The organism is Xylella taiwanensis, assembly GCF_013177435.1.
GTDB classification, from domain to species: domain Bacteria; phylum Pseudomonadota; class Gammaproteobacteria; order Xanthomonadales; family Xanthomonadaceae; genus Xylella; species Xylella taiwanensis.
This window is the reverse complement of sequence record NZ_CP053627.1, coordinates 2,380,146-2,402,788: the sequence shown is the minus strand read 5'-3', so window position 1 is coordinate 2,402,788 and position 22,643 is coordinate 2,380,146. Positions and strand designations below refer to the sequence as shown.

Genomic DNA, 22,643 nt, shown 5'->3' with positions numbered 1-22,643 from the left:
TCGTTATCCTTGAGTCAAGTATCAAAATTGGAATTGGGGGGCTGGCTCGCCACCTTTGAGGTAAGCTAGATCGGTCTCAAACAGGGATGTGATGTATGGGGTAGCAGCGTCTCCACGGACCAGGACAGCCTGCATCACTGGGGAGTGGCCGTGTACAGCGAACATACGGCCGTTGGGGTGTAGCCATTGCAGAAATTGCAGTGGCAGAGTGTTCACTGCACCGGTTAGGCAAATCACGTTGAAGCGGCGTTCGGTGTGCCAAGCGAAAGCGTTGGCCTGCTCGATTCTTACGTTACTGCTTAAGCCGATGGTATCTAGGTGCGTACCTGCTGAGGCAGCTAGTGCTGAATCGATTTCCAGACTGACTACCTCGTGTCCTAGCGAGGCCAAACAAGCAGTGACGAAGCCACTGCCGGTGCCGATTTCCAAGATGTCTTCTTCCGGTGACAACATCAGGGCTTGAAGCATGCGGCCCTCAATGACAGGCTTCATCATTGTTTGTCCGCTGGACAAGGGGATTTCAAGATCTGCGTAGGCTAAGGTGCGGTAGGGTTCAGGGACGAACGCCTCGCGTGGTATGCGTGCTAGCACGTCGAGTACGTGCAGGTCTGCCACATCCCATGGACGGATCTGCTGTTCGACCATTTTTTCGCGGGCCATGGAAAAATCGATCGTCATGGTGTGAATTTCCGACGCGGTGGGATGCGTATTCTAGCGGTGCTTTGATGTGGGGGCATTGATCTTGGCCTGTGTGGTCTATGCACATGCCTTGCAATATTGGAAGTCATCGTCATCGTGTGCGGCATATATGCCTTTAGGAATAAAGTCCACGTTGGTGTGGATGTGCGCCAGGATCTGCACTGTACTGGAGTGTGAGGTCATGTCACAGATTATCAGCGACGTGTAACGCATCTTTAAGATAGTGTGAAGGGCTTCGTAAAAGCTAATGTTAGGTATGCGATCCCAAGTTCGCCAAGAGGCGAACCGTGCTTCTGAGACGTTTTCAAGTGTCTGTTGAGTACGCCTTTGGGCAGTATTCCAAGATATCTCATACATCTGTGTGCTTCTGGTGCCGGAGCGGCTCATCAAGAGGCGATCGCGGAATTGTTGCTCATCATCGTGAAGAATGGTTACTGATGTTGATCCGTTGTTGACGGCGTGGGCTATGTAGCTCGTGGCTACGTACGTTGTCGAATAGGTGATTGGAGGTCATGCGTTGATAATGCGTGCGAATTACTTTGCTGAGCAGGTTGTTCTTGTCGTTGGAGTGCTTGTACATGTTGAGTTCGAACGCACCAAAGGCGATAGCGATGTCGTCCATCCTTGCCTCCGGAAAGAGTTGAGATTCGAGGATCATCCATAAGTTAGATGATGCTGTGCGTGTTGAAAGTGCCGCCTCTGGATCATGATTTTGTCTCGATTAAGTACATAAAACTATTTTAATTCGATGAGCTACTCAGCACATTGCATTGAGAATCTCGGTGCTCTTGCCAAGATGTTAGGAACTTGGTTTGCAGTGGAACGATTTTAGGTGATGGTTGAGGTGTTCTCGGTATGGCGATAGATTCTGGTTCCTTATGAACGTTGATCCAGCAGCGAATGGATTCGGATGGCTTCCCACTGCTTCTAGTCGACTTATATGTCTGACGAAGCGAAGGTGTTTGTCGTACCTGATGGATAAGGTGGGTTTTGCAGCGCACGTAACGCCCTGAGGGCGACGTTTAACGTGTTGTGTTACTGCCATGTGCTGGTGTTACTCACCGGTGTTTCACCCTGCGAGGCGATTTGTCGGCAGTGCCAAGGTTGCTTGTAGCTTGGCTACTGGGAAACAATGGTCAATGACTTGTATTTCGATGCTCCGCTTTGTTTTGGGAAGATCAGATCATTGCAGCATACCGACGCTGGATGCCTATAAGGTAGCCATTTATCCGCGAGCGCGGTACGTTGGCTGGTAATGATGGTTGTATGCTTAATAGGATCAGCAGGTGACACTCGGCAATGGATGCGTAGACGGTGTCGCTCATGTCTGTCAGCGAGCATTAGCGTGTCCAGGTGCATGCGTTGATGCGGAGCGCTCTACACTGCACTACCAGCATGGTGAACAGCGGTGGGGCGACACAGGTGTGGTGCCAGCACAGGTGAATCGTCAAGAAGGAAAGGAATGGCATCGTGTGATTGATGACATTTGGCAAGGGTAATGTAGGCGCTTTGTGTTGTTGCTGTGACACCGGTAAGCGAGCATCACTATCGCTAAGGTTGATAGCCTATATCGGGTTTGTGAAGTTGTAGCGTGCACCAGAAAATACCAGTGCGCAGATGCATCATCTGCGTGCATTGTTTATACAGATGCCAGGCATGAACATGAGCAATGCTGTCTGCTTGTTCTGTGACGTCAGCCAGAGTGATGCTGTTTACGGTTATCAGCGAGTGCCTACGGTGAGGCATCTTGCGCTTAAGTTGTCAGGGCTGGTTGTCAGAGGATGCGATGACCGTGCTCGGGTAACGGTCAGTGCTGATGGTGGAAAACTGCTCACAAAACATCACCCTGACTCTTGTCAGGTGATAGAGAGCACAGTTGTTTGCAGCCGCGTTGCGGTGACCTGTTTATTCGATGAATTGCAGACGCGCCAGCTTCGCGTATAGGCCTCCAGCGGCGATGAGTTCGTTGTGCGTCCCCTGCGCTACGATCCTGCCCTGATCGATCACGACGATTCGGTCAGCTTGAAGGATGGTGGCCAAGCGGTGTGCGATTATCAATGTAGTGCGCCCGGCCATCAGTCGTTCCAATGCTTGTTGCACTGCCTGCTCGCTTTGTGCATCAAGTGCGTTGGTGGCTTCATCCAGTAGCAGGATTGGGGCGTCCTTGAGCAATGCGCGGGCGATTGCGATACGTTGCTGCTGGCCGCCGGACAGGGACATACCGTGTTCGCCCAGTTCGGTAGCATAGCCCTGTGGTAGGGCGCTGATGAAGCGATCGGCCTCGGACGAACGTGCGGCGGTCTCGATTTCGGTGACTGTGGCGTCCAGTCGTCCATAACGGATATTTTCGATGGCGTTCGTGGTGAACAACGTCGGTTGTTGCTGTACCAGCGCAATGTGTTCCCGTAATGCCATCGGATCGGTTTGGCGCAGGTCCACACCATCAATCAATATGCGTCCATAGGAAGGATCATAGAAGCGTAGTAACAGCGACAGCAGGGTACTTTTGCCCGCACCGGATGGGCCGACAAGAGCGATGGTCTCACCAGGACGCACATGCAGATCGATTCCATCAAGTGCTGGTGTTTCCGGTCGTTGTGGATAGTGGAAACTGACACGTTCAAACCGGATGTCCCCATGCAATGGATGTGGTAGCGGTACTGGCTTGGCTGGTACGGTGAGCGTGCTTTGCTCTTTGAGTAATTCGAAAATCCGGCCCATACCACCAGTGGCGCGCTGTAGCTCGTTCCAAACTTCAGCGAGTGCACCGATGGAACCACCGCCGATCAGTGCGTATAGGACAAACTGACCGAGTGTACCCGCGCTCATCCGGCCAGCGATGACATCGTGTGCGCCCACCCATAACACCCCAACGATTGCACTGAATACCAGCACGATGGCTGCACCAGTTACCCAGGTCTGGGTATAAATGCGTTGTCGCGCGGTACGCAAACTCGTTTCCAGGGTGCGATTGAAGCGTGTGCGCTCGTAGTTTTCACGTGCATAGGCTTGCACTGTGCGTACAGCACTCAGTGTTTCTGCGGCAAAGGTATTGGTGTCGGCAATGCGGTCCTGACTGGTGCGTGCGGCCTTTTGGAGGCGTCGTGCGCCTAAGACAATGGGTAGTACCACGAGTGGAATGACGACCAGCGAGAGGCTGGCGAGGCGTGTGCTGGCGATGAATAACATCATTAGACTGCCGATTGCTGTCACGGTGCTACGCACCGCTACTGACATTGTGGAACCGATGATTGAGCGTAGCAGTTCACTGTCGGTGGCCAAGCGCGACAGCAGTTCATTGCTGCGGTGACGATCGTGAAAGCTAGCGTCCAATCCTATGAGATGTGCGTACAACTGGCTGCGCAGGTTGATCGTGATCTTTTCACCTAACAGCGAAACGAAGAACAGACGTGCAGCAGTGCCCACTGCCAGGATTACGGCCACTACCAATAGGAGAGTGAATGTTCGATTGATCTGTCCCTCGCTGGAGAAACCGTGGTCGATCATCTGTTTGAAAGCGCTTGGCAGAATGAGTGTTGCTGTTGAAGAGACTGCCAATGCAATCAACCATGCGAAGAACAAGCCAAGATGGCGCCGCATGAATGGCCACAAGACGTGCAAGTGGCTCAGGCGTTGTAAGCGGCTGGGTGTATGGGGTGCATGCATGTGTGGGAGTTTTTAACAAACAGATTGTGGGGCGCGGATAACGTTGCCTCGCCCCATTTTCAATGCATTGATTTGATGCAATGGGCAGGTGATTTACAGGTAGATACCTTCGTTCTGGCAGTCATCACTTTGCTTGAGTGTGCGCGATGCCAGTGCCGTTGGATACTGCCGCTGCACTTGAAGTCGCAGTGCACTTTCGGGGCGATCATCGGGGGGAAGAAGATATTGCCGGCAGATACCTGATATCCATTGGCACTGCCATAAGGTGCTTACTGGACAGAGGATTCGATTCCGCCAAACTTATGACTTGGCAGCATTCATAACCAAACCAACACCGAGATCATCAGTATGACGATCGCGATTCTGTAGTATCTTCGATGGGTGGCAAGAAACCCGCTTGTAGACGGGGTTCTTAAAAAACATGGCGCGCCCGGAGAGATTCGAACTCCCGACCGCCTGGTTCGTAGCCAGGTACTCTGATCCAGCTGAGCTACGGGCGCGTATTTTGTATGGGTAAATAAGCCGGTAATTATCTGTAATTTCTGTATGGGCGTCAATACTTTTTTATAATATGTAATAACAAATCTCTATAGAGGACGACACAGTAGAGCCATCTAGCATTTTTCTGGAAGCTTTTTGTTAACTCGAATTGAGTTGATAGCCTGATGAGTGGATTGATAAGAAATCGATACCGCAGGATATGTTGGAGAATGAGGTGCCGGGCTCGTCCTTCCATATGGGTGTGGTGCTAGTGCTGACTGGTATCGGTGGTCCGAATACGATCCGGTGTCGCTTGCATTGGTGGATGCACCTTCGCATTGGCGCTGTCGAGCGACACAGCCTGAATTTTGATCTGCATGACCTGTGCTTGCTGGAGTGGCTCGAAAGCTCGATCCAGAATGCCCGACTTCGCCCAACGGTTCATGCGTGTGTAAATCGTCTGCCAGTGACTGAAGTGCTTTGGGCGGGCGATGGTCATTGGCAATGGTGTTGAGCGCTGGCAGGTTCGTCGGACCGATGTTGCCACGTTGCCTCGGCAGACCGTATTCGACCTGTTCGCATTGGGCGGCTGTGATTTACATACGTTCACTACCTTAAGGACATCGCCTCAGCACCATCAGTGTTAACACACCCTGGTCAAATCGTGCTTTTCGTGTCGGTCTCTCTTGTGCGATGCGCAGTTCAGCGGCTAGACTCTGTTGTGTTTCACAGATGGTGCTTATTGCTGTGAGAACTAGCGTCTACGCCAGGCGTCACTGGCGAATCTACACCTGCCGCCGCTGATCTGTGTCGGGGTGCTCCCATGAGGGGGTCGATGCGGAGGTGGCAGGGAAGTTTAACCCAGGAATCATGCAGGTTATTTAATAAAAAGCCCGCAGAACCGTGTGTATATGGCTGCACATCGGAGATTCCACTATCCAGGAGTACTGTCATGCCTCAAGTTACGATGCGTCAGATGTTGGAAGCTGGTGTCCATTTTGGTCACCAGACCCGTTACCGTCATCCCAAGATGTCACCTAACATCTTCGGTGCCCGCGGGAAAATTCACATTATCAATCTCGAAAAAACCGTTCCTCTGTTCAACGATGCGATGAACTTCCTTTCCGCAGTTGCACAGAAGCGTGGCACCGTTCTGTTCCTGGGTACTAAGCGCAGTGCGCGGGATGCTATCAAAGAAGAAGCCGAGCGTTGTGGGATGCCGTACATGATCCAGCGTTGGCTCGGCGGCACGTTGACCAATTTCCGCACTATTAAGCAATCGATCGGCCGTCTGAAGGAGCTTGAACTGGCTGAGACAGATGGTACTTTCGGTAAGTTGGTCAAACATGAAGTTCTGCGACTGCGTCGTGAGTGCGATAAATTGCAGGCTTCCCTAGGCGGCATTAAGGATATGAGCCGTATTCCGGATGCCATTTTCGTGATCGATATTGGTCATGAAGACATTGCGATCAAGGAGGCTAAGAAGCTTGGTATTCCAGTTGTGGCTGTGGTTGACACCAACTACGATCCGTCACTTGTCGATTACCCGATTCCTGGTAATGACGATGCTATCCGTGCTGTGCAGCTGTATGCACGTGCTGCTGCTGATGCTGTTTTGGAAGGCAAGGCAGCAATGCCAAACGCTGCTGCGGTGCGTGAGGAGGAGTTCGCCTCTGCTGCCGATGAAGGTAAGAGGCGCCATGCTCAGCCGAAGAAGGGCAAGAAGGCTGGGGATGCCGCGACTGAGTAAACGGTATTCCGATGCGGCTCCGCTTAAGCGCGGTTCTCGACGATCCTCTCGGCATCTCTATCATTTTCTGTGGGCCCGTGTTCCGAGATGATCACAGCATTTTCATCTACATAATAAGGACTGGCGAATTCTCGCCTGTCCTCCCTGGTGGGCATAGCCTGCCCTGAGCCTTTGTATATACGAGGTAGTCCTATGGAAATCACTGCATCCCTGGTCAAGGAACTGCGCGAGCGTACCGGCGTAGGCATGATGGAGTGCAAGAAAGCGCTGAGTGAAAATGCAGGCAATATCGACGCTGCTGTCGAATGGCTGCGCAAGTCTGGTTTGGTCAAGGCTGATAAAAAGGCTGGGCGTATCGCTGCTGAAGGCCGCATTGTGGTGGTTCAGGATGGCGGTAAAGCTGTCCTGGTCGAGATCAATTCAGAGACCGATTTTGTTGCCAAGGATGGTCATTTCCTGGCATTTGCTGATGCTGTTGCTGGTGCTGCGTTAGCTTCTGGTGTGACCGATGCCGAAGCCTTAAAAAGTGTCAAGCTGTTCTCTGGAGAGACTGTTGAGGAAGCTCGCGCCGCAGTGATTGCTAAAGTTGGCGAGAATGTGCGGGTGCGTCGTCTGGTGCGTATCGATAGTACAAATAATGTTGCCGCCTATGTGCATGGTGGTCGTATCGGTGTATTGGTTGAAGTTCAGGGAGGCGATGTCGAGTTAGCTCGTGGCATTGCGATGCACGTGGCAGCGATGAACCCGCCATATAACAAAGTTGCAGACGTTTCAGCTGAGTTTCTAGAAAAGGAAAAGGAGATCGAGCTGAGCAAGATGTCTGAGAAAGACAAATCCAAGCCTGCTGATATCTTGGAGAAAATTATCAGTGGAAAGATCAACAAAATAGTCAACGAGGTGACCTTATATGGCCAGCCGTATGTGCTCAATGCCGATCAGAGTGTCGGACAAGTGGTGAAGGCGGCAGGTGCCGATGTGATTGGTTTCCAGCGTCTGGAGGTTGGCGAAGGTGTTGAGAAGGTTGTCGAAGACTATGCTGCTGAAGTGATGAAGCAGGCCGGTTTGGCTTGATTTCTCTATGTGTCAGGTGTTTGTTCCGAGGAGCGGTGGTATGCCGCCGCTTTGTAATTCCGTGTTCGCCACGATTCTGCTGTTGACAGCGTTTTAGCACTGAAGGCGCTGATGTGAATCCGTAATATGTTTATCCCTTGGCGAGCCTGCGGTATGTAGGATGCTGAGGGCTACAGTGTTGCTGTGCAGCAGTTCACTGACTTGAAAGTGAAGATGTGGAGCAGCGCGCGCAGGGTGATCTTGGAAGCGTGGACCCTTGTGTATCTGGGAGCGACCATATGGATTCAGTGTGTAAGGTGTGAAGCACTGCTGGTGCGAGGGGACCATCAGGCGCTGCGTACCACTGTTGGTGTTCGTTGATCTCTGCGATTCAGGTCTCGATAGGGAGTTGGATTCGGGCCCAATATTGATATGTTGAGCAAGCGTCGTTGGTGTGGGGCGCTCAATGCTCTAGCTTCTTCAACAGGAGTGGATGGAGTACGGTCCCAAGATGGAGTATCGACGCTCTCACAATGGTGTTGAACGTTCCTTGTGCTTTCCTGGCCATCACGTTTCAGTGATCTGAATCCTGTAGCGTCCCAGGGCTGGGGCGCTTGGTCAGTTTGCGTTGCAGCGAGCGCCGGTGCATGCCCAGTAAGCGTGCTGCTGCAGAGATGTTGCCGTCCGTCTCGTGTAATGCTTGCTGGATATGCTCCCACTGAAGGCGGCTGAGCGGAGTCATCGTATTCAAAGCCGATTCGTCCTTGGCCGGCGCTAATAGGTCTTCCGTGGTTTCACTGATTGCACGCAAGATGGTGTTGATGTTGGCCGGTTTGGGTAGATAGTCGTCGGCACCACGCTTAATCGCTTCTACCGCAGTGGCGATGCTGGCGTACCCTGTGACCAGCAGGATTCGCATATCGCTGCGGATGGCACGCAGTTGTTGGATCAGCACTAATCCTGAATCATCGCCGAGTTTTAGGTCGAGCAATGTGAAATGTGGCAGTGCGCTACGTGCAGCGGCCAGCGCGCTTGCTGTATCAGTCGCGGTCACGGTGTCTACGCCACGGCGCTGCAAACTGCGCTGTAGGGTGCGCAGGTATAGTGTGTCGTCGTCGACCAGCAAGCCGGTTTTGGGGACGGTGTGATTCATGCCGTGGGTGTTTCCTTCAGTGGCAGCCGAAAGCTTACTCGGGTGCCGTGGCCGTTGGCGGGTTGCATCCAAATCTCGCCTTGCAGACGTTCCACGGTAGCATGGGACAACGCCAGACCGACGCCCATGCTGTTGGCTTTTTGCGTGTTGAACAGCGTTCCTGGCAAGAGTGCCTGGGTAGTGCCGAAACCAGAGCCGTAGTCGCGCACCTCGCCGTGTAATTGGCCATCCTGTATATGGACATTCAAGTCGACTTGCCTTCTGTCGCTGCGTTCCCCAGCATCGGCGGCATTATTGAGTAGCACCATGAGCAGGTGGCCTACTCCAGGTTCCAGCATTAATTGCAGCGGCGCATCCTCGTTGCGTTGCAGATGGATCGTCGGACGCACTAGTTGCCACTGATCCAGCACGTTCTGCATCGAGATATCAACGTTTAGCTTATCGGCCGGTGCGGCGAGCGCCAGCACGCGTTTGCGGCATTGCGTCAGTAGCTCGCGTAGTGTGTCCAAGTCCTCACGTAACTCAAGGTCCTGGCACTGCTCGGTGACATCGTCGGCGAGCAGCGTCATGGTGGCGAGTGGAGTGTTGAGCTCGTGTGCAACTGAAGCTGCATGCGTTGCTAAGGCGACGATGCCTTCATTGCGTGTGAAACGATCACGTAGCAGCGAAATCTCGCGTTCACGGGCGCGTAGCGACCGTGCGAGCCGGGTCGTGAACACCAGCACCACTACTGTTGAGAGCAGGAAGTTCGCTGCCATACCCCACATATGCAAGACGAGTGGATCGAAATGGTTGTGTGGCAGTGGCAGGCCGAATGCGGCACTGACCAAATAGCCGGTTATGCAGGCGGTCGCTACTGCCATGGCCCAACGCAACGGCAGCGCTAACGCTGCCAGTGCGATCAGTACCAGGAACAGCGAGCCGAACGGATTGCCGATGCCGCCACTCCAGCCGACCATCCAAGTCAGCACGGCGACATCGACCAGGATATGGCTGAATTCGATGGTTGGTGAAGTTGTATCGGAGTATGAAATGTGGCGCTGCGCGTATAGGTTAAACAGCGTCAGCGTACATACGCCGGCCCACAGTGGCACCTGCGGCAGATCCAGGCCCATCGCCTTGGTCGTCACCAGGATTGTCACCGCCTGCCCGGCAGTGGCGACCCAGCGTAGGGTGCACAGGGTACGTAGGAATGAAGTGGCAGGTGTCTGCATGTGACTCCATCATATTTACTGATTGTAGGGTGGTGGTGGACAAACCTTTGTATGGTCAGCATATGATTTATGTGGGTTGTCTGGGTGCTAGATGAGTGTGGTGTGCGAGATAGGGCGGTCGCGGCCAAGTGTGTCTACGATGTGTGTGCGGTTATTGGCTTTGATTCAGCGCCAAGACGGGGGTGTGGGTTGCTTGAGTGGCTCGAGGTTTAAAATACGCGTATGTACGACACCGTGACTCGTTCAACTGCTTCTGTTGCGGCCGCACCTTGGCCGCGTCGCAGTACGCAGGCAGTCAGAATTGGTAACGTGACTGTTGGAGGGGGGCAGCCGGTGGTGGTGCAGTCCATGACCAACACGGATACGGCCGACGTTGTTGCCAGCACCAAACAGGTCGCTGAATTGTGGCGCGCTGGTTCTGAGATGGTGAGGTTGACCGTCAATAATGCCGAGTCGGCCGCGGCGATCCCGCGTATTGCTGAACGATTGGCGATGATGGGCATTGAAGTGCCGTTGATCGGTGATTTTCATTACAACGGTCATCAGTTATTGGCTGCTGAATCGGCATGTGCCGAGGTACTGGCCAAGTACCGGATCAATCCCGGTAACGTCGGTTTTGGTAAGAAGAGGGACTTACAGTTTGGCCAATTGATTGAATGTGCGATCCGATACGGCAAACCCGTAAGGATTGGTGCCAATTGGGGGTCACTGGATCAGACACTGGCGGCGCAATTGATGGATGAGAACAGTCGACGCAAACGACCATGGGATGCTGCTCGTGTGCTGCGTGAGGTGCTGATCTGCTCGGCGGTGGACTCTGCAGAGCGTGCCGTCGAGCTGGGGTTGCCGCGTGATCGCATCGTGCTTTCGGCCAAGGTGTCCGGTGTCCAGGAGCTCATTGCGGTATACCGTGACATGGCGGTGCGCTGCGACTTTGCTTTGCATCTGGGTCTGACTGAGGCTGGTATCGGTAGCAAAGGCATCGTTGCTTCCTCAGCGGCGCTGGCAATATTGCTGCAGGAAGGGATCGGGGATACGATCCGCGTTTCGTTGACGCCTGAGCCCGGGCAATCACGCACCCAGGAGGTCATCGTGGCCCAGGAGTTATTGCAGACAACTGGCCATCGTGCCTTTACTCCGATGGTTACGGCCTGCCCGGGGTGTGGGCGTACCACTTCGGAATTCTTTCAGGAACTGGCCAAAACTGTGCAAGAGCATGTGCGCGGCAAGATGCAGGTGTGGAAGATCACTCACCCTGGTGCAGAAACCATGACCTTGGCGGTCATGGGGTGCGTGGTGAACGGACCGGGTGAGTCGCGTCACGCCAACATTGGTATTTCGCTGCCTGGCACGGGCGAGGTGCCGGTTGCGCCGGTGTTCATTGATGGTGAGAAGACGGTCACCTTGCGTGGGGAAAACATTGCCCAGGACTTCATCGCTTTGGTTGACGACTATGTAGAACGCCGGTATGCCCGTTCTCCCTACTGATGCGCTTGTCGGCTTATGTCGCTGGCTACGCGGTCATTCCCGGCGTAGTCAGTTGCTGTTCTTTGGTGTGTTGCTGCCGCTTGCTCTGTTTGTCGTTTTGGCTGTCAGGGTTTACGAACGCCAGTCTTTCTGCTTCGACATGCCGTTGTTGTATTGGATGCGAGCATTGGCCTCGCTGGATCTGGATACCTTCTTTGTCACAGTGACTGAGCAGGGTTACCGGTATGGAGTGGTTTTGACCGATGCGTCGATTGTGCTGATTTTGCTGGGGCGGCGGCGCTGGCATGCAGCTAGCTTCGCGGGATTGAGTCTTGTTGGTTCGAGGCTCTTGAATATTGGTGCCAAGCATTTCTTCCAGCGTGAGCGGCCTGATCTGTGGGAGGTCATTGTCCCGGTTCATGGTTTCAGCTTTCCCAGTGCCCACGCGATGGATTCGATGACGATGGTTGCAGTGCTGATTGCACTGTTGTGGGATGTACGCTGCCGTGGGGTGTTGATGGTATTGGGAGGGATGTTCGTTCTGCTGCTGAGTATCTCGCGTATCTATTTTGGCGTGCATTACCCTTCCGACATTCTTGGCGGTTGGAGTCTGGCGCTGGTTTGGGTGGCCGGGTTGTATTTGTTGATGTTCCGCGATGATGACCGGCCGTGCCGCTGGCGCCAGAACTGTACTCTGGGGTCTTGAGTGCGATCTACTTGCTTTTTTGCATCGCCGCGGCCGCTGCGCGTCGTGCCAACACTGTCTCGCGATGTGTGATGTAGACGTTAGCGGCAATAATGATTGATGCACCTAACACGGTGTAGCGATCCAAACGTTCCCCGAATAGCCACCACCCGAGCAGCGCAACTAGCGGCAGCTGCATGAAGCCGATTGGCTGTAATGCCGAGATTTCTCCCAGGCGTAATGCACGGGTCCACAGTAGCTGCCCAATCGTGCCAAATGTGCCGGTGGCGATTAGCCAGACCCAGTCCAGTCCTTGCGGCCAGTGCCACTGCCACAGCGCTGGCAGCAGCGATAACGGAATCCAGAACGCGTAGGTGTAGAACACCACCGTGTCTGGTGGATCAAGGTGCGAGAGTTGCTTGATTTGAATCGTAACTACTGCATTGATCAAGGCTGCGGCCAGTGCTACCAGCAAGGCTGGACTGAACGTGCTCGACCAGGGTTGTAGCAACACCAGTATGCCAGCGAAACCTGCCACCACCGCCAGCCACCGCCGCAGCCGCACGACCTCATGCAGCCACAGGACGGCCAGAATGGTCGCAAACAGTGGGGTGGAGTAGGACAGGGTGATGGCTTGTGCTAGGGGCAAATGGCCGATGGCCCAAAAGTTACACAGCATCGATACCAGGCCGATCGCGGTGCGTACCAGGTAACGTGACCCATGTTCGGTAAGTGGCAGCCGCTTGCCTGGCCCAAGTATCAATGGGAGTAGCACAAGCAGGCCGAACGCATTGCGGAAGAATGCAATTTCGGTCGTAGCTATCTGAGCTGAGGCGTAACGGATGGTAATCGCCATCATCCCAAACGAAAGCGTGCTGAAAAGCATCAGCATCGCCGCACGTAGCGGCGTCTGTGCTTGGCTCACCAGTGTGCTCCAATCAAGCGTGGTTCCGGTTCGATGGCCACACCGAAGCGTTCTTGCACTGAAGCGGCGATGCGCCGTGCCAGCGCCAGCAGCTCGGCACCGGTCGCCTCGCCGTAGTTAACCAGCACCAGTGCATGCTGTGGCGCAACTCCGGCATCGCCTTCACGCACGCCTTTCCATCCACACTGTTCGATGAGCCAAGCCGCTGACAGCTTGCTTGATGCTGGTGTCTCGCCTGGGTAGATGGGGAGTGTTGGGTAGTGTTGGCGTAACTGTTCGGCCTGTGCATGCGGCAGGTGTGGATTCTTAAAAAAGCTGCCGGCGTTGCTGAGCACATCCGGATCCGGTAGTTTGCGGCGCCGGAGATTGATCACGGCCTGGGCGATATCGCGTGGCTCTGGCAAGGTGATCTGCAGCGCCTCCAATTCTTCGGTGATCCCTGCGTAATTGAGTTTGAGTTCATGCAACAACGGGAGACGGAATTCCACTGCCACGATTAGGTAGCGATCTGGTTCCCGCTTGAATCGACTGTCGCGGTAAGCGAATCCACATTCGGATACAGGCAGTCTCACGAACTTGCCTTGGACCTGATCATAGGCCTCGACGACATGCACGAACTCGTCGACTTGCACGCCATACGCGCCGATGTTGTGAATTGAGCAGGCTCCGACGGTGCCTGGGATCAGTGCCAGGTTTTCCAGTCCGGACAGCCCCTGTTGCAGTGACCACAGAACCAAGTCATGCCAAGCCATACCTGCACCGGCGCGTACTAGTGCGTGATTGATTCGATGTTCAAGGATCGTGACGTCACGGTTGACGAAGTGCAGCACACAGTTCTCAGGATTGGCCGCGAGCAATACGTTACTGCCACTGCCAAGCACCAATACCGGTAGGCCAGCGATGTGGGGGTGCGTCAGTGCTTGCGGCAGTGCGGTCGGATGAATGATCTCCAGTAGCCAGCGTGCTTGTGCCTGGATATGGAAGGTGTTCAGGTCACGAAGTGGCACGTTGGCATGGAGGATCCAGTCAGGAGTATTGATCTGTATGCTCATAGCGTGTTTGCCTTGCCGCTGCTAGAGGCTTCGCGCCGGCGGCGGATTGCTTCCACGCATTCTCCGACCAACCTGGGGCCTTGGAATACCAGACCGGTGTAGCACTGTACCAGGCTAGCACCGGCGGCCATCTTGGCAACGGCGTCGGCACCGGAACAGATGCCGCCCACGCCGATCAAAGAAATTGTTTCAGGTAAACGGGTGCGCAGCCGGCGTAGCACTAGAGTGGATTGCCCTAGCAGGGGTGCACCGGACAGACCACCCGCTTGGCTTGCTAGCGGATGTTGTCTTAGCAATGGGCGCGTCACGGTGGTGTTGGTGGCGATCACTCCGTCCACACGCATATCGCCGAGCACACGTGCTGCTGCGTCAATGTCGCTATCGCTTAGATCTGGTGCCATCTTGATCAGCATTGGTACACGGCGGCCGTGTTGCGCTGCCAGCGCTTCTTGTGCCTCACGCAATTCTCCGATCAAGCGACGCAATGTCTGTTCCTCTTGCAGCGCTCGCAGGTCAGCGGTATTTGGCGAGGAGATGTTGACAGCGACATAGTCTGCGAGTGCATAGACCCGTTCCAGACAATGCCGATAGTCATTACCGGCCTGTTCGTTAGGAGTGTCTTTGTTCTTGCCGATGTTGATTCCGAGCAGGCCGTGGCGTCGCTTGGCGTATTCAACATTACGTACCAGTGTGTCTACGCCCAGGTTGTTAAAGCCCATTCGGTTGATGACGGCTTGCGGTTGAGTCAGGCGAAAAAGGCGTGGCTTGGGATTCCCTGGTTGTGGACGTGGGGTGGTTGTGCCGATTTCGATGAAGCCAAAGCCCAATGCGAACAGAGCGTCAATGTGAGTGCCATTTTTGTCCAGGCCAGCGGCTAAGCCGACAGGGTTGCGAAAGTTCAGACCGAAGGCTGTGGTTGGTAACGGTGTTGGATGGCGTGCCAGCAGAGGTAATGCCCCGCTGTGGTAGGCGATTTCCAGGGTGCGTAGGCTGAGGTCGTGTGCACGCTCTGCGTCGCAGGCGAATAGGAAGGGACGGAAAATGGAATACATATTGCTCAAGTTAGCGTCCCAGCAAAGGCGCATGTCCGGTACTTAAGGCTGATAGGACAGTTGCATGCTTATCTGTGACAAAGGATGCCGTGCTGCCTGTCTTAGCGTGTGGTATGGATGTGGATGCTCGGATGGTAACAGCAGGGGTGAGTCCGTGGAGTTTTTCTATGTCTGGGGTTCTGTGCGTTTCACTCAGTTGATCAGTACTGCTGAGCAGTGCTGATTGTAATGGATGTAGTGAGTTGCTTAACTTGTGCAAGGGCTGCTGAGAAGATCGGAAATGATGGATGAATTTAGGAGCTTAGGTGGATGAACCAAGCGAGACCACCGCAGAAGAGCATTAGTATCAGAAAAATTAGCGCCATCATCATGACGACTAACCAGCCAAGCACCAAGCCAACGATTGCCAGCTCATCACATTTCAATGTTTCAGGCTGACGCTGAATGTCGGCGCGTGCCATGTGGACGGTGATGATCGTGCATAGACTTCCGATGACTGGTAATAGGGTTAAGCCTAAGGATACTGGTGATCAGGCTTGCGATGGCTAAGGAGCTGGTTTTCTGCTGAGCGACGTTCATCGCGATCGAGCGTTGATTGATAAAAAGTGAAGATTTTATCACGGATCATGAGTGCCAGAAGTGCCTGAACACACTGATAGAGAGGATCAGAGGCATACGTGTCAGTTCTCCTGCGACTCACAGAGGTGCATGGGAACAAGAGCATCGAAGGCATTGATCACAGTGAGTGAGGATGAATCAATGAGTTATCGCGGATCGAGCCGTACATGTTCAGAACATGTAGTGTTACAGCCCTAGCCTATGGGGCGGGTGTCGCCGTATTCAAAACCGTGTTCATGCTTGCTTCGGATTGGCTGCGCCATCATATGGGGATCACGTGCGTGACACGCAGGAATTCTCACCCAAAGTACGCAGTACACACCTCTTGCGCGCTGCCATCCATCCGGATCTGGCCATGTTCCAGCCAAATCACCCGATTACATGTATTTAGAATTAGCTGTTTGGAGTGGCTGGCGACGACGAGAATGTTGGTTGCTTGTACAAGTTCGGACATGCGTTTTTCGGCCTTTTGCCTGAAGCCCTCGTCGCCAACCGATAACCACTCGTCCATCAGTAGTATCTCTGGGCGCAAGATGGTGGACACTGAAAATGCTAACCGCAGGTGCATGCCTGTCGAATAAGTTCGCAACGGCATGTCGATGAAATCGCCAAGTTCGGAGAATTCGATGATTTCATTCACGGTGCGGTTTATCTCGGTCTTGGTCATACCGAGCAGCGCACCACGTAGGTAGATGTTCTCTCGTCCAGTGGCTTCCGGATCCGTTCCCAGTGAAATGTCGATCAGTGACCCCGTGGTGCCTTCGATCTGTGCTTTGCCCGAGGAAGGGAAGTAGACACCATTTAACAGGCGCAGCAATGTGCTTTTCCCGGCACCATTGTGGCCGAGCAGACCAACGCGCGCTCCGTCTTGCAAAGTGAACGTCAAACCTTTTAATACACTGACTACAACGCGACCGCTTTCTTCCTTGCGTAACTGACCGCCGGTGACGACCTGGATGAGCTGCTTCTTCAGTGATCTGCTGTTTGCGTTATAGATCGGAAAATCGACACAAACGTTCTCGAATTTGATCAGAGCCATGTTGTTTTGTTAGAGCCAATAGGCGATGCGGCGCTTGTAACGGTCGTAAATCAAGGTGGCCAATATCCATCCAACGACTGCAAGCGAAATCGATATCTGCCAGTTCAAAGCAGTGGGCACAGTGCCTAATAGTGGTGCACGCACCACTTCGACGATGTGGTAAATCGGATTCAACTTAAGCAAATAGTCCGTCGTTGATGCGGGCAGGTGGGTCGGCATCCAGATGATGGGTGTCAAATAGAATGCCACCTGGGTCGAGTTAGATACGATTTGCGACAAATCGCGATACCTTGTACAGATCACGCTCAGTATTAAGGTCACCCATGCAAGATTTAACACCAGCACTAAAAAGCCGAGGATGCTCAACAACGCGGTGAGGCCAATGTGCTTCCCAACGCCGATAAAGACCAGTGGCAGAATCACAATGTTGTGTAGTACGACGATGATATTGCGCCAGATGGGTCGCATCACGTGTACGAACAGAGGGATTGGTAGCTGCTTGATGATTGCTTCTGCCGAGGTGAATGCACCGCAGCCTTCATTAATCACTGTTGAAATAAAGCCCCAGATAATGATTCCTGCTGTGAGAAACGGTAGGAATTCGGTGAGGGGTACATTGAGTATCTGACCGAAAACGAGTCCCATCGTTGCAATCATGACCACCATACTAATGGTCAGCCAAAACGGTCCGAGCACGGAACGTTGATAGCGCTGACGCACGTCTTGCCAACCGAGCAGGCCTACCAGGGGATATTTTCTGACAGCAGCAGCAATATCGGAAAGTGCGATCATGGTGGGGAAATATTTCATCATTCAATTCACTTTCACGTTTTTATTCATTTAAAAGCAGACACACGGATCAGATGTATCCACTGAACTTCTCCGGTTGCCTCACTGCGAGAATGCGCATCTGTGCCATACACTGGAGTAATGTGCCCGGATGATCACTATTTCAACTGAAATCAACCTTATTTCATGAGAAGTATTGCTGCTTAGGTGTTGTGAAAGATGTATCGATGTATTTGATATTGCGACTACATTAACCGTTCATATGCGGAGCACGCTTTACAACATTTGTGTGGTAACCCCATGAAGACACCTATACCCCACCTTCGTGCGATATAGCAGCGAGCGATGCCATGACGATGCGATACCCTTCGGAAAACAACATCTTGTTGCCAGCACGACATTATCAGTTATTCAAGAAGAACTGAATGTGCAGACTATCTCAATGGTAACTGGTGCAGCGCCCTTGGTTCATTCGATCTGGATGAAAGTGAAGTCCTCGCTAATAAGAGAACGATGTATGAAGAAGCTAGTGTCCGCTGTATCGAGTGAGCACTGACTACATTGTGACGATGACGCCTGAATTCACCGCGACTCAATGTGCTGTTACCCCGGTATCCCATCGCATGATTCAAAATCAAAGATTTATGTGTGATTCGAAAGACCAAGGCGCTGCATTGCGATTGGAGCAATGTGTGTTTTCAGCAGATTTTCAGTTGCTGTATCCGTGTGTGCATTGGTCGCTTGTAGTGTGATAGCAGAGGTCGCTGCGTGGCGTTTCTGCTGCGCAGCGTGGAGGTGAAGAGGTGTTGCACATCGGAGACGCTTTCCTTGCTTGGTCAGTGTGTTGTTATCGGTGTCCGTCATGTTGATTTATGTGACTCTGTAGCGCCTCATCACTGGTGGTCTGTCGCGGGTCATCCCGTTAAGCGCGCAGCTGGTGCTGGCTTGCCGTTCTTATCCAAATTGTAAATTGCACGTGTGTTCTTGGTCTTGGGGCTGTCCCTGGTGTCACTGTTCAATATTTCGACTGTGCTACTGAGTTTAATGTGAGGATTCGCTTGCTTAGGCGGATGCCTGATTGCGAACAGCAATTCCAGGCTGTCGTTTGTGACGTGTCAGGGTTGCACCACACTCCCCGGTCATGGAGATCCGGAGGTCCGCAGGGCCAGTCAGACAGATGTTTTCCAGAAGCTGGATAGCGCACTTTGTAATGTTGCGTGATAGTGCTGTATCCGCTCAGCCTCAGATGGTGTGGTGCCCTGTTCGCCCCAGCCGAGCAGGAGGCTGATGATATGGTTCAGCACAATGTGGCGAGCTAGGGCGATGCTCGCAGTAGCAATTGGTATGGTTGAGGCAGCCACCGGGCCTATTTCAAAATTCGGCGCTGCCGGGCGCACGTGGATAGGGGATTGCATCGCGGATGTTGCTCAGCCCGCATACGTAGACCACCAAACGTTCAAACCCCAGGCCGAAGCCAGCATGCGGCACCGAGCCGTAGCGGCGGAAATCGCGATACCACTGGTAATGTACTGGGTCAAGACCGAATTGCGCCATGCGCATATCGAGCATGTCCAAGCGTTCCTCCCGTTGGCTGCCGCCGATGATTTCGCCGATGCCCGGGGCCAGCACGTCCATGGCTGCGACAGTTTTACCGTCGTCGTTCAGTCGCATGTAAAACGCTTTGATGTGCTCGGGATAGTTCGTCACTACGACCGGGCGACCGATGTGTTCCTCAGTCAGCCAGCGTTCGTGCTCGGTTTGCAGGTCCAGGCCCCATTCAACTGGAAAATCAAACTTTTTGCCGGACTTTTCCAACAGCATGATGGCGTCTGCGTACTCAATCCGCTCGAACGGTGCGTTGATAAAAGCTTCCAGCTTGCTGATCGTGGTTTTCTCCACGCGTTCGGTGATGAACGCCAAGTCGTCGGCACGCTCTTCTAATACCGTTTTGAACAGAAACTTGAGGAACTGTTCGGCCACGTGTGCATCCTCAGCCAAATCGGCGAAGGCGATCTCTGGCTCAATCATCCAGAATTCTGCAAGATGACGGGGCGTGTGGCTATTCTCGGCGCGGAACGTCGGGCCGAAGGTGTAGACCTTGCTCAGCGCCAGTGCGTAGGCTTCGACGTTGAGCTGACCGGAGACGGTCAAGAAAGTTTCTTTGCCAAAGAAGTCATTTGAAAAGTCGATTTCACCGCTATCCGTGCGCGGCAGATTGACTAAGTCCAGTGTAGATACGCGGAACATTTGTCCGGCACCTTCCGCGTCGGAAGTGGTGATGATCGGTGTGGTAATCCAGCAGTACCCATTCTCGTGAAAAAAGCGGTGCACCGCTTGCGATAGGCAGTGGCGGATGCGGGTGACTGCACCAAACAGATTGGTGCGCGGACGCAGATGCGCCACCTCCCGCAAGAATTCCAGTGAATGTGGCTTGGGCTGGATCGGGTATGTTTCCGGATCTTCGACCCAACCGACGACCTCAATCCTCTGGGCCTGGATTTCGAACCGCTGACCCTGGCCAAGTGAGAGCACCATGGTGCCGATGACGATGATGGCGCAACCTGCAGTGAGTTTGCGTACTTCTGCTTCGTAATTGGCCAGGTGGGCTGGAATGATGACTTGGATTGCAGCGAAGCAGGAACCGTCGCTGACACTGACGAAACTGAGGCCAGCTTTGGAATCGCGCCGGGTACGCACCCAGCCACGGACTGTCACCTCACTGCCCACCGGAATTGTCCCAGAGAACATTTGCTCAACGCTGGCCACCGTCATGACACTCCACCTTAAAGTCGTAGTGAATCTTTATTTTTGAACGCGCGAGTGTATCGTGATGGCCTTGGTGCGGCGATGCGGTTGAATATGCGTTTTGGCTGAATGATCCGACCACCACGCCCTCAATATTTCGCAAGGTCTTCCGGGAAGTGCCGCCGCACTGCCGCTATACTGTGCAATTCACCTTAGAATGGCAGCAGAGTGTTTGGAGTGTCCTAATGACTGTCACCTTGACCCCCGTTGCTTTGAATCGTGTCCGTCGTTTTATCCAGCAGACTCCTGGTACGTTGGGACTGCGTTTCGGCGTCACCCGTACCGGCTGTTCCGGCTGGGGTCATTTTACTGACTTGGCGCGCGAACAGCGCGAAGGCGACAGTGTCTTCGAGCAGGACGGAGTACGGATCTTTGTTGATGCACACAGCTTGCCGTTGGTTGACGGTACCTGTATCGACTTCAGTAAACGCGGGTTGAGCGAAACATTTACCTTCGTTAATCCCAACGCCATCGTTGAATGTGGTTGTGGCGAGAGCTTCACCACGGAGATCGATAAGGCTTGATCGTTCTCTCACCGGGCCCGAATTGACCTATTTCTGCTGCGCCTGATCTGGATGTGAACCGATCAGTGTTGTATTGAGGAGCAATGCGCCTTCTTGCGGTGAGAGCAAGGAACCGCCATACTCGCGCGCCCTATGCCTGATTCCTGGCGGGGAGCCCTTGCTCCACCGGCGTTGCCGGGGAGCTGTCTGCCCTAATCAGGGCCACATCCGAAAGGTCACTAAAAAATGAGCCGTCATTACGAAATTGTGCTATTGGTCCATCCGGACCAGAGCGAACAGGTTCAGGCCATGCTCGAGCGCTATAAGTCGCTGATCGAGAACGGCCAAGGCAAGATTCATCGCTTGGAAGACTGGGGGCGCCGCCAGTTGGCCTATCCCATTCAGAACCTAGTCAAGGCGCACTATCTCATGATGAACATTGAGGTTGGTCAGCCTGTCTTGAATGAGCTGACCGATTTATTCCGTTTTAACGATGCGATTTTGCGTCACTTGGTGATTAAACGCAGTGGCCCGGATACCGAGCAGTCGCTGATCATGAAGAGCAAGGACGACAAAGGCGACAAGCCTGAGCGCCGCCGCCGTGACGACGATGAAAGTGGTGAGGTCGCCATATCCAATGACAATGATAACGATGGCGGCAACGCCGAAGCTGCTTAAGGAGCGCCCGTCATGTCCAAGTTCTTCCGCCGCCGCAAATTCTGCAAATTCACTGCCGAGGGCGTGAAAGAGATCGACTATAAAGATCTCAATACGTTGCGCCAGTATTTGACTGAAAATGGCAGAATCGTGCCAAGTCGTGTGACCGGTACAAAGTCGAAATACCAGCGTCAATTGACGACCGCAGTGAAACGTGCGCGTTTCCTTGCGTTGATTCCGTATACCGATAACCATGATATTTAGATGATGAGGGGTGTCTGAGCGTGGGACGCTGGTCCTCCCTGGCCGTGCTTCCGACGTGAAACACCCTGAAATATCGATATCTTTCCCGTCCTATTCGGACAGCATACGTTGCGTCGTTTCAGCTCCTGGCGCTAACGAATAACGGAACACGATGATGGAACTGATTTTGCTACAAAAAGTGGCCAACTTAGGTAGCTTGGGTGACAAAGTCACTGTCAAGTCAGGTTATGGCCGCAACTTCTTGATCCCACAAGGTAAGGCTGTCCCTGCGACGGAAGCCAATGTGGCTGCCTTTCAGGCGAAGCGTGCTGAGTATGAAGCCAAAGCCAAGTCTCAGCTGGATCAGGCTCAGGCGCGTGCCGCCAAGTTTGAGGGGGCCAGCGTGACTATTTCTGCCCATGCCTCTACCGAGGGCAAGTTGTATGGTTCGGTGGGGCCTCGCGACATCGCCGAAGCGTTCACTTCCGCGGGCTTACCGCTTGAAAAGAACGAGGTCATTCTTGGCGATGGTGCTTTCCGTTTGATCGGCGAGTACGAGGTGCTGCTACACCTGCACGCTGATGTTGAAAGTACTGTCAAGGTGATTGTTCAGGCTGGGACCTGATTAGGGTTGCCTCCATCGTGTCTGACGGGCGCTTCAAAGCGCCCGTCGCATTTTTCGTTGTTGTCCCCGTGTTCTATCTGCGGCGGCTATACTCCGCTCACTTTTATCGGTGTGGTGGTCGTGCAGCTGCGGCGCATGATCCCCTGGGAACCCATTTCCCCCGGAACTCCT

General features: G+C 53.6%; 21 protein-coding genes, 1 tRNA gene and 1 pseudogene. 9 read left to right on the top strand and 14 right to left on the bottom strand.

Going from position 1 to position 22,643, the window contains the following annotated elements; translation table 11 throughout:
- Window positions 1–21 precede the first annotated feature (21 nt).
- On the bottom strand, window positions 22–678 hold the full coding sequence (locus PLS229_RS10160) for a protein-L-isoaspartate O-methyltransferase family protein (protein ID WP_038271715.1): 657 nt from the start codon (window positions 676–678) through the stop codon (window positions 22–24).
- A gap of 436 nt (window positions 679–1,114) precedes the next feature.
- Complete coding sequence (locus PLS229_RS10155; RefSeq protein WP_160165195.1) at window positions 1,115–1,357, bottom strand: hypothetical protein; 243 nt, start codon at window positions 1,355–1,357, stop codon at window positions 1,115–1,117.
- 628 nt (window positions 1,358–1,985) lie between these two features.
- Here PLS229_RS10155 and PLS229_RS10150 point away from each other — a divergent pair.
- Complete coding sequence (locus PLS229_RS10150) at window positions 1,986–2,198, top strand: hypothetical protein (protein ID WP_038271708.1); 213 nt, start codon at window positions 1,986–1,988, stop codon at window positions 2,196–2,198.
- Window positions 2,199–2,604: 406 nt separating this feature from the next.
- Here PLS229_RS10150 and PLS229_RS10145 read toward each other — a convergent pair whose 3' ends face one another.
- The 3 genes and pseudogenes from PLS229_RS10145 to PLS229_RS10135 form a co-directional block, all read right to left on the bottom strand.
- Window positions 2,605–4,365: an ABC transporter ATP-binding protein/permease gene (locus tag PLS229_RS10145; RefSeq protein WP_038271705.1), complete on the bottom strand. Its 1,761-nt coding sequence runs from the start codon at window positions 4,363–4,365 to the stop codon at window positions 2,605–2,607.
- 422 nt (window positions 4,366–4,787) lie between these two features.
- Window positions 4,788–4,865 (bottom strand) — tRNA-Arg (locus PLS229_RS10140).
- A gap of 302 nt (window positions 4,866–5,167) precedes the next feature.
- Window positions 5,168–5,314 (bottom strand): annotated as a pseudogene (locus tag PLS229_RS10135) (IS5-like element ISCARN85 family transposase); the annotation flags it as partial.
- Between the two features lie 483 nt (window positions 5,315–5,797).
- Here PLS229_RS10135 and rpsB point away from each other — a divergent pair.
- A complete protein-coding gene (rpsB, locus tag PLS229_RS10130) occupies window positions 5,798–6,595 on the top strand; it encodes a 30S ribosomal protein S2 (protein WP_038271700.1) in 798 nt (265 codons plus the stop codon).
- 192 nt (window positions 6,596–6,787) lie between these two features.
- A complete protein-coding gene (gene tsf / locus PLS229_RS10125) occupies window positions 6,788–7,666 on the top strand; it encodes a translation elongation factor Ts (RefSeq protein ID WP_038271698.1) in 879 nt (292 codons plus the stop codon).
- Between the two features lie 553 nt (window positions 7,667–8,219).
- Here the strand turns inward: tsf and PLS229_RS10120 are convergent.
- The gene (locus PLS229_RS10120) at window positions 8,220–8,798 is read right to left on the bottom strand and encodes a response regulator transcription factor (RefSeq protein ID WP_038271696.1); all 579 of its coding nucleotides are present in this window, start codon (window positions 8,796–8,798) and stop codon (window positions 8,220–8,222) included.
- On the bottom strand, window positions 8,795–10,012 hold the full coding sequence (locus PLS229_RS10115; RefSeq protein WP_038271694.1) for an ATP-binding protein: 1,218 nt from the start codon (window positions 10,010–10,012) through the stop codon (window positions 8,795–8,797). Before PLS229_RS10115 ends, PLS229_RS10120 begins: the two co-directional genes overlap by 4 nt.
- A gap of 222 nt (window positions 10,013–10,234) precedes the next feature.
- On the opposite strand from PLS229_RS10115, the gene ispG reads away from it, so the two are divergent.
- Together ispG and PLS229_RS10105 are read left to right on the top strand one after the other, a co-directional pair.
- Window positions 10,235–11,500 (top strand): flavodoxin-dependent (E)-4-hydroxy-3-methylbut-2-enyl-diphosphate synthase, encoded by a 1,266-nt coding sequence (gene ispG, locus PLS229_RS10110; protein WP_038271693.1) that lies wholly within the window; start codon window positions 10,235–10,237, stop codon window positions 11,498–11,500.
- Window positions 11,481–12,185, top strand: coding sequence for a phosphatase PAP2 family protein (locus PLS229_RS10105; RefSeq protein ID WP_038271691.1), 705 nt, complete (start codon window positions 11,481–11,483; stop codon window positions 12,183–12,185). Before ispG ends, PLS229_RS10105 begins: the two co-directional genes overlap by 20 nt.
- 7 nt (window positions 12,186–12,192) lie before the next feature.
- Here PLS229_RS10105 and PLS229_RS10100 read toward each other — a convergent pair whose 3' ends face one another.
- From PLS229_RS10100 to asnS, 7 genes are all read right to left on the bottom strand, one after another.
- Window positions 12,193–13,092 carry a DMT family transporter gene (locus PLS229_RS10100; protein ID WP_038271689.1) on the bottom strand — a complete coding sequence of 300 codons (900 nt, stop codon included), beginning with the start codon at window positions 13,090–13,092 and terminating at the stop codon, window positions 12,193–12,195.
- Window positions 13,086–14,141, bottom strand: a complete 1,056-nt coding sequence (gene murB, locus PLS229_RS10095) for a UDP-N-acetylmuramate dehydrogenase (protein WP_038271688.1) — start codon at window positions 14,139–14,141, stop codon at window positions 13,086–13,088. The genes PLS229_RS10100 and murB overlap by 7 nt, the downstream gene beginning before the upstream one ends.
- The gene (locus PLS229_RS10090; protein WP_038271686.1) at window positions 14,138–15,193 is read right to left on the bottom strand and encodes a quinone-dependent dihydroorotate dehydrogenase; all 1,056 of its coding nucleotides are present in this window, start codon (window positions 15,191–15,193) and stop codon (window positions 14,138–14,140) included. Before PLS229_RS10090 ends, murB begins: the two co-directional genes overlap by 4 nt.
- Before the next feature lie 293 nt (window positions 15,194–15,486).
- On the bottom strand, window positions 15,487–15,654 hold the full coding sequence (locus PLS229_RS12810; RefSeq protein WP_425511070.1) for a hypothetical protein: 168 nt from the start codon (window positions 15,652–15,654) through the stop codon (window positions 15,487–15,489).
- Between the two features lie 455 nt (window positions 15,655–16,109).
- A complete protein-coding gene (locus PLS229_RS10080) occupies window positions 16,110–16,850 on the bottom strand; it encodes an ABC transporter ATP-binding protein (protein ID WP_038271683.1) in 741 nt (246 codons plus the stop codon).
- A 9-nt stretch (window positions 16,851–16,859) separates the two neighbouring features.
- Window positions 16,860–17,642: an ABC transporter permease gene (locus PLS229_RS10075; RefSeq protein ID WP_230428509.1), complete on the bottom strand. Its 783-nt coding sequence runs from the start codon at window positions 17,640–17,642 to the stop codon at window positions 16,860–16,862.
- A 1,368-nt stretch (window positions 17,643–19,010) separates the two neighbouring features.
- Window positions 19,011–20,411, bottom strand: a complete 1,401-nt coding sequence (gene asnS / locus PLS229_RS10070) for an asparagine--tRNA ligase (protein ID WP_038271678.1) — start codon at window positions 20,409–20,411, stop codon at window positions 19,011–19,013.
- 218 nt (window positions 20,412–20,629) lie between these two features.
- On the opposite strand from asnS, the gene PLS229_RS10065 reads away from it, so the two are divergent.
- The 4 genes from PLS229_RS10065 (at window position 20,630) to rplI (ending at window position 22,472) form a co-directional block, all read left to right on the top strand.
- A complete protein-coding gene (locus tag PLS229_RS10065) occupies window positions 20,630–20,968 on the top strand; it encodes a HesB/IscA family protein (protein WP_038271677.1) in 339 nt (112 codons plus the stop codon).
- A 225-nt stretch (window positions 20,969–21,193) separates the two neighbouring features.
- Window positions 21,194–21,625, top strand: coding sequence for a 30S ribosomal protein S6 (gene rpsF, locus PLS229_RS10060; RefSeq protein ID WP_038271676.1), 432 nt, complete (start codon window positions 21,194–21,196; stop codon window positions 21,623–21,625).
- Between the two features lie 12 nt (window positions 21,626–21,637).
- Window positions 21,638–21,868 (top strand): 30S ribosomal protein S18, encoded by a 231-nt coding sequence (gene rpsR / locus PLS229_RS10055; protein WP_038271673.1) that lies wholly within the window; start codon window positions 21,638–21,640, stop codon window positions 21,866–21,868.
- 154 nt (window positions 21,869–22,022) lie between these two features.
- Complete coding sequence (gene rplI / locus PLS229_RS10050) at window positions 22,023–22,472, top strand: 50S ribosomal protein L9 (protein ID WP_038271671.1); 450 nt, start codon at window positions 22,023–22,025, stop codon at window positions 22,470–22,472.
- Window positions 22,473–22,643: the final 171 nt, after the last annotated feature.